At 68.3% G+C, this 13,251-nt stretch carries 8 protein-coding genes; 3 read left to right on the forward strand and 5 right to left on the reverse strand.

Going from position 1 to position 13,251, the window contains the following annotated elements; all coding sequences use genetic code 11:
* Positions 1 to 45: 45 nt before the first annotated feature.
* Entirely contained in the window at positions 46 to 2,412 is a 2,367-nt protein-coding gene (locus ACFZCP_RS23655; RefSeq protein WP_391429683.1) for a DUF6049 family protein, read from the reverse strand.
* A gap of 254 nt (positions 2,413 to 2,666) precedes the next feature.
* Here ACFZCP_RS23655 and ACFZCP_RS23660 point away from each other — a divergent pair, with 254 nt between their 5' ends.
* Positions 2,667 to 4,109: a CCA tRNA nucleotidyltransferase gene (locus ACFZCP_RS23660; protein ID WP_391429685.1), complete on the forward strand. Its 1,443-nt coding sequence runs from the start codon at positions 2,667 to 2,669 to the stop codon at positions 4,107 to 4,109.
* Positions 4,110 to 4,175: 66 nt separating this feature from the next.
* On the opposite strand, the gene ACFZCP_RS23665 is transcribed toward ACFZCP_RS23660, so the two are convergent.
* From ACFZCP_RS23665 to ACFZCP_RS23675, 3 genes are all read right to left on the reverse strand, one after another.
* Positions 4,176 to 5,468 carry an MFS transporter gene (locus ACFZCP_RS23665; protein WP_391429687.1) on the reverse strand — a complete coding sequence of 431 codons (1,293 nt, stop codon included), beginning with the start codon at positions 5,466 to 5,468 and terminating at the stop codon, positions 4,176 to 4,178.
* A 156-nt stretch (positions 5,469 to 5,624) separates the two neighbouring features.
* Positions 5,625 to 6,707 carry an inositol-3-phosphate synthase gene (locus tag ACFZCP_RS23670; protein ID WP_362688644.1) on the reverse strand — a complete coding sequence of 361 codons (1,083 nt, stop codon included), beginning with the start codon at positions 6,705 to 6,707 and terminating at the stop codon, positions 5,625 to 5,627.
* 44 nt (positions 6,708 to 6,751) lie between these two features.
* Entirely contained in the window at positions 6,752 to 7,435 is a 684-nt protein-coding gene (locus tag ACFZCP_RS23675) for a helix-turn-helix transcriptional regulator (RefSeq protein WP_391429690.1), read from the reverse strand.
* Between the two features lie 738 nt (positions 7,436 to 8,173).
* Between ACFZCP_RS23675 and ACFZCP_RS23680 the strand changes: the two genes are divergently transcribed.
* Together ACFZCP_RS23680 and ACFZCP_RS23685 are read left to right on the forward strand one after the other, a co-directional pair.
* Entirely contained in the window at positions 8,174 to 10,453 is a 2,280-nt protein-coding gene (locus ACFZCP_RS23680; protein ID WP_391429692.1) for a transglycosylase domain-containing protein, read from the forward strand.
* A gap of 129 nt (positions 10,454 to 10,582) precedes the next feature.
* Positions 10,583 to 12,115, forward strand: a complete 1,533-nt coding sequence (locus tag ACFZCP_RS23685; protein ID WP_391429694.1) for a glycosyltransferase 87 family protein — start codon at positions 10,583 to 10,585, stop codon at positions 12,113 to 12,115.
* Positions 12,116 to 12,212: 97 nt separating this feature from the next.
* Here the strand turns inward: ACFZCP_RS23685 and ACFZCP_RS23690 are convergent, their stop codons facing one another.
* On the reverse strand, positions 12,213 to 13,244 hold the full coding sequence (locus ACFZCP_RS23690; protein ID WP_391429696.1) for an alanine racemase: 1,032 nt from the start codon (positions 13,242 to 13,244) through the stop codon (positions 12,213 to 12,215).
* Positions 13,245 to 13,251 lie beyond the last annotated feature (7 nt).

Consider the following 13,251-nt stretch of genomic DNA (forward strand, 5'->3'; position numbering starts at 1 on the left):
GTTACCCCACCTCATCGTCCCGGGCCACACCGGCCACGACATCGCTCAACGGTCCACTCTCTCACCCGTCCCGGACGGGTCGGCGCTTTCCGGTGCGGTGTCCGGTGAAGGGTCACTCTGCTGCTCCGGGGCGTCTGCCCCGGAGGAGGCATCGGACTCCTCGGGGAGACGGCCCCCGGGGCTGCCGGGGTTACCGGGCTCCTCGGGGGTGTCCTCCCCTGCCGTGTCGGGGCCGTCGTCCTCGGCCTGGCGGGCGGCCGCCCGCTTGCGCTGGGTGTACATCCGGAACCCGGCGAGGACCAGCAGGAGTACGCCGCCGCCGATGACCAGCATGACCGTGGGCGTGACCTCGGTGACCTTCACGTCGAAGGTGACGGCGTCGCCGTATTCCTGGCCGTCCTCGGTGTAGAGCTGGGCGATCACCGTGACCCGGCCGTTGGCGTTGGCCGCGGTGGTGAACTTCACGGACTGGCTGTGTCCGCCGGAGATCTCGACGGGCTGCTCTTCGTAGGCCTTGCCGCCGATCTTCAGACGGGTCGGCATGGTCGAGGTGAGCCGCAGGACCAGATGGCCGACGGGCTGGACCAGGTTGTTCTGGACGGTCACCGGGATGGTGGCGCTGCGCCCGGAGAGCTTCGTCTCGGACTTGTCGATCAGCTTGACCTGGTGGGCGAGCTCGTCGAGCCAGTCCTCGACACCGGTGCGGAAGTTGTCCGCCTCCATGCTCCGGCCCCGCCACGACGTGGACATCTCGCGGTTTATGGCTCGCCCGAACGGGGTGACCACGCGGGACTGGTCGCTGAGGACCACCTTGAAGTTGTCGAGCTTGTCCTCGGTGCGCGCGATCTGCTCGAAGGCCGTCCCCGGCAGCTCCTGCTTGCGCAGCGAGGAGGGGTACACGGACGTCGACGGGATGCGCGTGGTGGCGTCCGGGTCGGGCTTGGCCTTGGTGGCCGCGGTCAGATCCTGTGGCTGGGACCAGGTCCCGCCCTGGAGCGCCTTCAGCGCGGCTGCCATCGCCTGGGCCTGGCTGGCCGACGGCGTGCGCTGCGGGGCGACGACGATGCTGCGCTGCCCGTCCGTCTGCGCGGTCACCTCGAGGCTCTGGGCCAGGAACTGCTGCACGGCGAGCGTGGCCGAGTCCGCCTTGGTCAGATCCCCCTCGAAGGACGTGGACAGCCGGGCGTCGGCGACCACCGCGGTGGTACCGCCACCGATGGGCCGGGCGGCGGAAGGCGTGTAGGACAGCCCGCCGGTCTCCTGGAGGCTGTCGCTGCGGGCGATCACCCGGTCGGCGCCGGCGGAGGTGGCGACCTTGATGATCGACGGATCGACCGCGCCGTCCACGGGCCAGGCGAAGTCGGTGCTCGGTGTGACGTGGAGCACGGTCTTCACGGTGGTGGCGGCGACGTCGGTGGCGTCCTTGAGGTGGCTGAGCGAGCCGGTGACACGGGTGCCGTTGTGCGCCAGGGAGGCCAGGTCCGGGTCGGCGTAGGGCAGCGCGACGACCTCCTTGCCCGCCACGGCCTTCTGTAGGCTCGCCAGCCACTGCTTGGCCACCGCCTGATGGGTGCCGGCCGAGGTGGTGTCGTCGTCGTTCTGAACGCGGTAGTTGCCCGCCATCGCGTCCACCGAGGCCAGCAGGTCCGGGTCGATCACCCAGGTGACATCGAGGTCCTTGCCCAGTTCCAGCATCTGTGCCAGCCGGCCTCCGGGCGCGATCTCCTTGGCCAGGTCGTCGTTGAGGAAGACCGGCGTCTGCAGTTCACCGGCGCCCGTCCTGGCCGTCATGTGGGAAGCGGAGATCAGCGGCCACAGGAAGGTGGTCTTCGTCTTCGTGTCGGCTTCGGACGGCTGCCAGGGCAGGAACGTCCGCTGGATGCCGAGGAGCTGGTCCCAGGGCTGCGCGGACGTCTTGCCGGACAGGGAGACACCGAACTCGTAGACGCCGTCCTCGCCGAGGTCGAGCTTGTCCACGGGCACGGAGATGCTGAAGTGCTCGGCGACGCCGGGAGCCAGCGTGGGGAACTTCTCCACGTACTTGCCGCCGACCTCGGCGCCGGTGCCGCCCTGGAGACCGTCGGAGTGCCGGGCGACGCTGTCGATCGCCGAGCGAGTGGTCAGTGGGGGGCCCACACGCAGACCCACGTGGGCGCCGGTGACGGTCTGCTTGCCGTTGTTGGTCACCGTGCCGGACACCGTCACCGTGTCCCCGTCCGTGGGGGCACTGGGGGTGAGTGAGTCCAGGGCGACGGAGACGGTGTCCGAGCCTGCGGCCTGTGCGGGCCCTGCGGCGGGCAGCTGGAGCAGCCCGGCCAGCAGGGGCGCGCCGGCGAGCAGTGCTCCCGTGCGCCGGACCCACCGGCGGGCAGGTGAGGCACTGGTCCTCTGGAAGTCTGCCGCCTCGGCCACGCGCTCGTCCGTCCCTCGTCGTCAGTGGTCGTCGGAATGTGCGTCCACGCATGGTAACGATGCCCGCGGAGGGGAAGTGCCGCGGTCTGCGTCACAAGATCGGGAAGCGGCGACTGTGTGTCCCCTATATCCAGTATCAAGACGAGAGGGGATGTACGTCACAAGAGCAGCGCTTGTACAGGTATGGCGGGAAGCCTCTGCGCTCGCCTAATCGAGGCGCCTCCGGCGGCCCGGGGCACGTACCCTCTTCTGTTGTGCCGAATCCCAACGAAGACACTCCCTCTGCCCTGAGCCAGGCGCAGCAGCGCGCAGTGAGCGAGCTGCTGCGGGTGGCGCCCGTCGCCGATGACCTCGCCCGCCGATTCCAGGAGGCCGGGTTCTCGCTCGCCCTGGTCGGCGGCTCGGTCCGGGACGCGCTGCTCGGCCGGCTCGGCAACGACCTGGACTTCACCACCGACGCGCGCCCCGAGGACGTACTGAAGATCGTGCGGCCGTGGGCGGACGCCGTCTGGGAGGTCGGGATCGCCTTCGGTACGGTCGGCGCGCACAAGGGCGGCTACCAGATCGAGATCACCACGTACCGGTCGGAGGCCTACGACCGCACCTCGCGCAAGCCCGAGGTGTCCTACGGCGACTCCATCGAGGAGGACCTGGTCCGGCGTGACTTCACGGTCAACGCCATGGCCGTGGCGCTGCCGGAGAAGGAGTTCATCGACCCGCACGGCGGCCTTGAGGACCTCGCGGTCCAGGTACTGCGCACCCCCGGCACACCTGAGGAGTCGTTCTCGGACGACCCGCTGCGGATGATGCGTGCCGCCCGGTTCGCCGCCCAGCTCGACTTCACGGTCGCCCCCGAGGTTGTGGCCGCGATGTCGGACATGGCCGGGCGGATCGAGATCGTCTCGGCAGAGCGGGTCCGGGACGAGCTGAACAAGCTGGTCCTGTCCGCCCACCCGCGCAAGGGACTGACCCTGCTGGTCGACACCGGGCTCGCCGACCATGTGCTGGCCGAGCTGCCGGCCCTGCGCCTGGAACGTGACGAGCACCACCGGCACAAGGACGTCTACGAGCACACGCTGATCGTGTTGGAGCAGGCGATCGCTCTGGAGCAGGACGGCCCCGACCTCACCCTGCGTCTGGCCGCGCTGCTGCACGACATCGGCAAGCCGCGCACGCGCCGCTTCGAGAAGGACGGTCGGGTCTCGTTCCACCACCACGAGGTGGTCGGCGCGAAGATGACCAAGAAGCGTATGACCGCTTTGAAGTACTCCAACGAGCTGGTGAAGGACGTCTCACAGCTGGTGGAACTCCACCTCCGCTTCCATGGATATGGCACCGGGGAGTGGACGGACTCAGCCGTGCGCCGCTACGTGCGCGACGCGGGCCCGCTTCTGGACCGCCTCCACAAGCTGACTCGTTCCGACTGCACCACCCGGAACAAGCGCAGGGCGGCCGCGCTGTCCCGGGCCTACGACGGCCTGGAGGAGCGCATTGCCCAGCTTCAGGAGCAGGAGGAGCTGGATGCCATCCGCCCCGACCTCGACGGCAACCAGATCATGGAGATCCTGGGTGTCGGCCCCGGCCCCGTGATCGGCAAGGCGTACAAGCACCTGCTGGAGCTGCGCCTGGAGAACGGCCCGATGGAGCACGACGCTGCGGTGACGGCCCTCAAGGAGTGGTGGGCCGAACAAGGCTGAGCCCGTCGGCAGGGTCGTGTTTCACGTGAAACATGAGTCGGCAGGACGGTGACGAGGGGCGATGTTTCACGTGAAACATCGCCCCTCGTCCTGTCTCGGCTTCCGCAGGAAGCGCGCCAGTGCCACGGTGATCCCGGCATAGATCAGAGCGACGAGCAGCACGAGCACCGGCGAGCGGCCGTCCGGCGGCAGCATCAGCGCGGCCACACCGGCGGCGCTGACGAAGGCGACGTTGAAGAGGACGTCGTAGACGGAGAAGATCCGGCCGCGGAAGCCGTCCTCGACGGACGCCTGGACGATCGTGTCCGTGGCGATCTTGGCTCCCTGGGTGGTCAGACCCAGTACGAAAGCCGCTACCAGGAGGGGGCCGGTGGCGAAGGGAAGGCCGAGTGCCGGTTCCAGGACGGCGGCCGAGCCGGAGCACACCACGATCCAGTAGCCGGGCCCGAGCCGGCCCACCGCCCAGGGAGTCACCACGGCCGCCGCGAAGAATCCCGCGCCGGATGCGGCGAGCGCCAGCCCCAGCAACCGGAGCCCCTCATTGGGGCTCGTGGAGAGGGTGTACCGGCACAGCATGAGCAGCAGAACGAGGAGCGCGCCGTAGCAGAAGCGCATCAGTGTCATCGCGGCCAGCGCCCAGGCCGCTGTCCGGCGCCGGGGTGCGGCCAGATGCCGGACAGCGGCCAGAAGATCGTGCGCGGTGTCGGTGAGCGCGGTCCGCAGCCGGGGCTGTGACGGCGTCCGGTCGGGTCCGAGCAGGGCGGGCGCCATGCGGAGGGAGGCGAGCCCTGCACACAGATAGAGGAAGGCGCCGAGCAGCACCACCGCAGCATCGGATCCCGACGCCGCGAGCCGCACGGCGAAGGCGAGGCCACCGCCGGCGGTCGCCGCGAGCGTCCCGGCCGTAGGGGACAGTGCATTGGCTAGCACCAGCCGCTCGGTGTCGACCACGCGCGGCAGGGCGGCGGACAGCCCCGCGAGGACGAACCGATTGACGGCCGTGACGCACAGCGCCGAGACGTAGAACAGCCAGTCCGGAACGTGGCTGACCATCAGCGCGGCCGTGGCCGCCGCCAGCAGTGCGCGCAGCAGATTGCCGTACACGAAGACCTGACGGCGACGCCAGCGGTCCAGCAGGACGCCCGCGAAGGGGCCGACCAGCGAGTAGGGGAGCAGCAGGACGGCCATCGCCGAGGCGATTGCCGTGGCCGAGGTCTGTTTCTCCGGGGAGAAGACGACGTACGCGGCGAGCGCGACCTGGTAGACACCGTCGGCCCCCTGGGAGAGAAGCCGGACGGACAGCAGACGTCGGAAGTCCCGCAGGCGCAGCAGGACGCGCAGGTCACGGACGACGGGCATGGGGCACAGCCTCACACATGCAGAGGGTCCCCGGGCCGGAACCCGGGGACCCTCACAGCCCTGGCAGGAGCGTTCTCAGCGGCGCGCTCGGCGCACCGCATCGTGCCGCGCTAGCGCACGGCGCGTGCACCGGGTCGGCGCACGCGTCGTGTCGGCTTAGCGCTCGACGTCGCCGCGGATGAACTTCTCGACGTTCTCGCGGGCCTCGTCGTCGAAGTACTGAACCGGCGGGGACTTCATGAAGTACGAGGACGCCGACAGGATCGGGCCGCCGATGCCGCGGTCCTTGGCGATCTTGGCAGCGCGCAGGGCGTCGATGATGACACCGGCCGAGTTCGGGGAGTCCCACACCTCGAGCTTGTACTCCAGGTTCAGCGGGACGTCACCGAAGGCGCGGCCCTCGAGACGGACGTAGGCCCACTTGCGGTCGTCCAGCCAGGCCACGTAGTCGGACGGGCCGATGTGGACGTTCTTCTCACCGAGGTCCCGGTCCGGGATCTGGGAGGTGACGGCCTGCGTCTTGGAGATCTTCTTGGACTCCAGGCGCTCGCGCTCGAGCATGTTCTTGAAGTCCATGTTGCCGCCGACGTTCAGCTGCATCGTGCGGTCCAGGATGACACCCCGGTCCTCGAACAGCTTCGCCATGACGCGGTGCGTGATGGTGGCGCCGACCTGCGACTTGATGTCGTCACCGACGATCGGCACACCGGCCTCGGTGAACTTGTCCGCCCACTCCTTGGTGCCGGCGATGAAGACCGGGAGGGCGTTGACGAAGCCGACCTTGGCGTCGATGGCGCACTGGGCGTAGAACTTCGCCGCGTCCTCGGAACCGACGGGCAGGTAGCAGACCAGGACGTCGACCTGCTTGTCCTTGAGGACCTGGACGACGTCGACCGGCTCGGCCTCGGACTCCTCGATGGTCTGGCGGTAGTACTTGCCGAGGCCGTCGAGGGTGTGACCGCGCTGGACGGTGACCCCGGTGCTGGGCACGTCGCAGATCTTGATGGTGTTGTTCTCGGAGGCGCCGATGGCGTCCGCGAGGTCCAGGCCGACCTTCTTCGCGTCCACGTCGAACGCGGCGACGAACTCGACGTCACGGACGTGGTAGTCGCCGAACTGCACGTGCATCAGGCCCGGGACCTTGGACGCCGGGTCGGCGTCCTTGTAGTACTCGACGCCCTGCACCAGCGACGCGGCGCAGTTGCCCACGCCGACGATGGCTACGCGAACCGAACCCATGTGGGTTGCTCCCTGTGTGTACGAGTGAGGCCCTGAGACGGGTCTCACGTGGCGGTGTCGCCGGGCGTATCCGTCCGGGGGGTGTCCCCGGGACGGGGCAGGCCGCCCGTCGCTCCAGATGTGGTGTCCTGCTGAGCGGACCCCCCGGATGCGGAACCTCTCAGGTCCCGACCGGCCCGCTCGCTCTCGATGAGCTCGTTCAGCCAGCGCACTTCGCGCTCCACGGACTCCATCCCGTGGCGCTGGAGCTCAAGCGTGTAGTCGTCGAGGCGCTCCCGGGTGCGCGCCAGAGAGGAGCGCATCTTCTCCAGGCGCTCCTCCAGGCGGCTGCGCCGGCCCTCCAGCACGCGCATGCGCACATCGCGCGACGTCTGCCCGAAGAAGGCGAACCGTGCCGCGAAGTGCTCGTCCTCGTACGCATCGGGACCGGTCTGGGAAAGAAGCTCCTCGAAGTGCTCCTTACCTTCTGCCGTCAATCGGTACACGATCTTCGCGCGGCGTCCGGCAAGGGGAGCGGCGAGGGCGTCCTCGTGGGTGCTGCCCGGCTCCTCGATCAACCAGCCGTTGGTGACCAGCGTCTTGAGGCAGGGATACAGGGTTCCGTAGCTGAACGCCCGGAACACACCCAGTGACGTGTTGAGTCGTTTGCGCAGCTCATAGCCGTGCATCGGGGACTCGCGCAGCAGCCCGAGTACGGCGAACTCAAGGATGCCGGAACGTCGGCTCATGCTCGCCTCCTCTCGGTCCGCAGCGTCTTTATCTCGCGCTGATGTATCGACTCGATACATCACGACGATAGAACGGCCTTCCGTACGCGACAAGAGGAAGGACGGTGAACGGGATCACATCACCGATTCGTGGGAGGCGGCTTGCCTGTTTTGGGGTGAACTTCGAGCCTCGGCAGGTTTTGGTGGTGCGTAGTCTGTGCGGCATGCAGTCCACCGGGAACCAAGTGACGTCTGGGGAGCGTCATCGTCCCCGGTGCAGTACGGGTGAATGCGAAACCGACCACATCCGTACTTCGGGGGGACCGGAAACCAGCCGCCGTTCCAGGCGCGCAAGGGTGCGCCTGCCCGAGGAGTAATCGTTCGATGAGCGAGCACCGTCGCAAACCGCCGCCGCCGCAGGGAGGCGGACGTGCCGCGGCCCGACGCGGCCAGTCCGGCTCGTCCTCCGGCCGCCGTGCGGCACCGCGAGGCGCCACCGGGTCTTCAGCCGACTCCTATGGTTCCAGTTCCCATGGGTCGGACTCCTACGGCTCCGGGGGTGAAGGGCGCCCCTACAGCAGCCGTGCCGAGGCCCGCCGGGCGGCGCAGAGAGGCAACGGCCGGCGCCGGGGCCCCGACAGCGCAGGCCCGGGCGGGCCGACCGGACCCGGGCGCGGCAGAGGCCGCGCCACGACAGCACCCGACAAGAAGCGATTCATCGACTACCCCCGGGCGGGCAAGTACGGGTGGCACCGCTGGGTGCCTTCCTGGAAGCTCGTGACGGGCCTGTTCGTAGGGTTCCTCGGCAGCCTGGTCGCCATGGTCGGCATCGGCTTCGCGATGGTCCAGGTCCCCAACGAGAACATCGCCGCCCAGTCGCAGAACAACGTCTACTACTGGGCCGACAAGTCGCAGATGGTGGCCACCGGCACCGGTGTGAACCGCCAGAACGTCACCATCGACAAGATTCCCACGGCCATGCAGGACGCGGTGATCTCGGCCGAGAACAAGAGCTTCTACAAGGACTCGGGCGTCGACCCCATGGGTATCGCACGAGCCCTGGCCAACATGGCGCGAGGCGGTCAGACGCAGGGTGGTTCGACCATCACCCAGCAGTTCGTCAAGAACACGTACCTCAGCCAGGACCAGACGGTCACCCGTAAGTTCAAGGAGATGTTCATCTCCATCAAGGTGGGCACGAAGTTCAGCAAGCCCCAGATCCTGCAGGGCTACCTGAACACTTCGTACTACGGTCGTGGCGCCTACGGCATCCAGGCCGCGGCGCAGACCTACTTCGGCGTCGATGCGGTCAAGCTCCAGCCCAGCCAGTGCGCCTTCCTCGCGGCTCTGCTGAAGGGTCCGACGTACTACGACCCGGCCGGCAACGCCGATCTCGACCCGGCGGCGGACGCCAAGTCCAACCGCAAGCGGTCGGAGGAGCGCTGGCGCTGGATCCTCGGCGAGATGCACAAGGACCAGCACCTCACGGACGCCCAGTACACGGAAGCCGTCAAGAAGTACCCCGACGTCCAGGGCCGCAAGGCGACCAAGGGCATGACCGGCCAGATCAGCTACCTGGTGGACACGGCGAAGAAGTACGTCATCGCCCACTCCGACATCACGGAGGCCGAGTTCGACAAGGGCGGCTACCAGATCTACACGACCTTCGACAAGAACAAGGTCAACGCCCTGAGCACGGCCGTGAAGAAGATCCAGAAGGAGCGCCTCAACCCGAAGCGGGAGCTGGACAAGTACGTCCAGTTCGGCGCAGCGTCCGTGAAGCCGAACGACGGTGCCATCGAAGCCCTCTACGGCGGTGACGGCTACGAGAACGGCCACTTCACCAACAACGCCGACACCTCCGGTGTCCCCGTCGGTTCGACCTGGAAGCCGTTCGTACTGGCCGCGGCCATGGAGTACGGCACCTACAAGCACCCCGGCACGCCGGTCTCGCCGCTGAGCAAGTACAACGGCAACGACCATCTCAAGGTCCTGAACTCCGACGGGACGCCCTATCTCAACAAGGACAACTCGTTCTTCTTCCAGAACAACGAGAGTCCCCACAAATGGGGCTACATCACGCTGCGCAAGGCGATGGAGCAGTCCATCAACACGCCGTTCGTGCAGCTCGGCATGGACGTCGGGATGACGCATGTGCGGGACGTCGCCAAGTCGGCCGGCATACTCCCCGCCAGCATGTCGGTGAACCTCAATCCGTCGTTCGCCATCGGTACGTCCACTCCGAGCGCGATCCGCATGGCCGACGCCTACGCGACCTTCGCGGCGTCGGGCAAGCAGGCGGACCCGTACTCGGTGACCGAGGTGAAGAAGGACGGCACGGACCAGTCCGGTTTCGAGAAGCCCACGGTCAAGCGGGCCATGGACCCGGACATCGCCAACAACGTCACGGACGTCCTGCAGAACGTCATCCAGAACGGTACGGGTACGAACGCCAAGGCCCTGGGCCGTACGGCGGCGGGCAAGACCGGTACCACCGACGCGAACAAGTCGGCCTGGTTCGTCGGCTACACCCAGCAGCTGTCGACCTCGGTGGCGATGTTCCGTGAGAACCCCAAGGACCACGAGCTGCTCTCGATGAACGGCACGGCGGGCAAGGACTCGATCCACGGTGGTGACATCCCGACGCTCGTGTGGACCGAGTACATGAAGGACGCGCTGAAGAACTCGAACGACCTCGGGTTCCCGGAGGCCGCCAAGATCGGTGAGGTCCAGGACGAGGCGGGTGCGCCTTCTCCGACCCCGTCGGTCACCATCACGCCCAGCCAGAAGCCGAGCAACACGCCGAGCCCGACGCCCAGCACCTCGGCCCCGTCCTCCCCGACTCCGACGCCGAGTGACTCCTGCCAGTTCGGCTGGGGGAACAACTGCAACGACATCGGAGGCACGGACAACGGAGGTACGGGCAACGGGGGCACGGACGGTGGGACGACGCCCACGCCGACAGCCACCGACACCACCGGCCCCGGCACCACCAGAGGCAATGGCAACGGAGGCATCTTCGCAGGCCAGAACGGTTAGCAAGTCGATCTGACCGGTTTGCGGTCAGATCGCCCGCCAAGGCTGTTTCACGTGAAACATGGGCCGCCGCACCCGCGAGGTGCGGCGGCCCTCGGCGTATTCCTAGACAGGTACGGCAGGATGTGGCCCATGCCCAGTGCAGAGATGACGCCCGCGAGCAAGCACGAGCCCGAGCCCGTGCGGTCCGCCCCGGCGGAACCGGTGCGGCCGACTCGGGAGGACGAGATCGCCGCGGTCGGCAGTGAGCTGATCGGTGGCCCCATCGGGCGCCAGGCCCTGCTCGGGACGTCCTGGTGGACTCCCGTCCGGGTGATCGCGCTCGTCGCGATCGGCATGTTCGCCCTCGGCCTGATCCAGAAGGCGCCCTGCTACCACAGCGCCTGGTTCTTCGGAGCGAGCTCGCAGTACACCCACGCCTGCTACTCGGACATCCCGCACCTGTACCAGGGGCGAGGCTTCGCCGACGGGCTGGTGCCGTACTTCGACAAGCTGCCGGGCGACATGGACTACCTCGAGTACCCGGTACTGACCGGCGTGTTCATGGAGGTGGCCGCCTGGCTCACGCCCGGCAGCGGCAGCATCCAGCACCAGGAGCAGTGGTACTGGTTCGTCAACGCCGGAATGCTGATGGTGTGCGCGGCCGTCATCGCCGTCTGTGTGACCCGCACCCACCGCCGCCGCCCCTGGGACGGCCTGCTGGTCGCCCTGGCGCCCGCCCTCGCGCTCACCGCCACGATCAACTGGGATCTGCTCGCAGTGGCCCTGACGGCCGCCGCGATGCTCATGTGGTCGCGCGGACGTGCCCTGGCCTTCGGAGTCCTGCTGGGGCTCGCCACGGCCGCCAAGCTTTACCCGGTCTTTCTGCTCGGTCCGCTGCTCGTGCTGTGCTGGAGGGCCGGCAAATGGCGCGAGTTCTTCCAGGCAGCCGGCGGCGCAGTGGTCGCATGGCTGGTCGTGAACCTGCCGGTGATGCTGTTCGCCTTCCAAGGCTGGTCGAAGTTCTACACGTTCAGCCATGACCGGGGCGTCGATTTCGGATCCTTCTGGCTGATCTGGGCACAGAACTCCACCAACCCGCCCACCACCGACTTCGTGAACACCACGGCCACCGCGCTGGTGGTGCTCTGCTTCCTCGGTATCGCGGCACTCACGCTCACCGCCCCGCGCCGGCCGCGCTTCGCCCAGCTCGCCTTCCTGATGGTGGCGGCCTTCATCCTCACCAACAAGGTCTACTCCCCGCAGTACGTGCTGTGGCTGGTGCCGCTCGCGGTCCTCGCCCGGCCCAAGTGGCGGGACTTCCTGATCTGGCAGGCGTGCGAGGTGGCGTACTTCCTGGGCATCTGGATGTACCTCGCCTACACGACCAGCGGAGACGCGCACAAGGGACTGCCGACGCAGGGGTATCACTGGGCGATCGCGATGCATCTGCTCGGCACCCTGTACCTGTGCGCCGTCGTGGTCCGGGACATCCTCATGCCCGAGCGGGACGTGGTGCGCCGGTCGGGGGACGACGATCCGTCCGGCGGGGTGCTCGACGGCGCGGAGGACGCCTTCGTCCTCGGCGCGGCGGGCCATCCCCCCCGGCACGCCGCCCACCTCGACGGGCCTCAGGTGGACTGGGGAAAGCCGGAGCCGTCACCGCACGGGGAGCGTTCGCTCTGAGCGAACAGCCTTTCGGCGGGCCCCTGTCGGCGCATGAAGAAGGCCGTACACGAGCGATGCGTGTACGGCCTTCGCGCTTCAGCAGCCCGGACGGGCCCTAGCGGTCGACGATCCGGTCGAACTGCGTGGTGGTGTGCCGCAGATGGGCGACCAGCTCGTCGCCGACCTTCGGCTCGGGCGCGTCCGAGGGGACGAACAGGATCGACACCTGCATGTGCGGCGGCTCGGCGAACCAGCGCTGCTTGCCGCCCCAGACGAACGGAGAAAGGTTCCGGTTGACGGTGGCGAGGCCGGCCCGTGCGACGCCCTTGGCGCGCGGCATGACCCCGTGCAGGGCCTTCGGGGCCTCCAGGCCCACCCCGTGCGACGTACCGCCCGCCACGACCACCAGGAAGCCGTCGGAGGCCGCCTTCTGCTGCCGGTAGCCGAAACGGTCGCCCTTGGTCACGCGTGTGACGTCCAGGACGGCGCCGTGGTACTCGGTGGCCTCGTGGTCCCCCAGCCACAGCCGCGTGCCGATGCGGGCGCGGAAGCGGGTCTGCGGGAACTGCTGCTGGAGCCGGACGAGTTCCTCGGCCTTGAGGTGGCTGACGAACATGGTGTGCAGCGGCAGCCGGGCCGCGCGCAGCCGGTCCATCCAGCCGATGACCTCCTCGACGGCGTCCGAGCCGTCGGTGCGGTCCAGCGGCAGATGGATGGCGAAGCCCTCCAGCCGGACGTTCTCGATGGCGGCGTGCAGCTGCGGCAGGTCCTGCTCGCTGATGCCGTGCCGCTTCATCGAGGACATCACCTCGATGACGACACGGGCGCCCACGAGGCCGTACACGCCGTCGATCGACGACACCGAGCGGATCACCCGGTCCGGCAGCGGGACGGGTTCCTCACCGCGCCGGTACGGCGTCAGCACCAGCAGGTCCCCGCCGAAGTAGTCCTTGATGCGCGCCGCCTCGTACGTGGTGCCGACGGCGAGGACGTCCGCGCCCAGACGCGTGGCCTCTTCCGCCAGCCGTTCGTGTCCGAAGCCGTAGCCGTTGCCCTTGCAGACCGGGACGAGGCCCGGGAACTGCTCCTGCACGTGCTTGTGATGCGCCCGCCAGCGCGCGGTGTCGACGTAGAGCGTGAGCGCCATGGCCGGA

Origin of the sequence: Streptomyces sp. NPDC007971 (assembly GCF_042958635.1) — a bacterium.
Classification (GTDB): domain Bacteria; phylum Actinomycetota; class Actinomycetes; order Streptomycetales; family Streptomycetaceae; genus Streptomyces.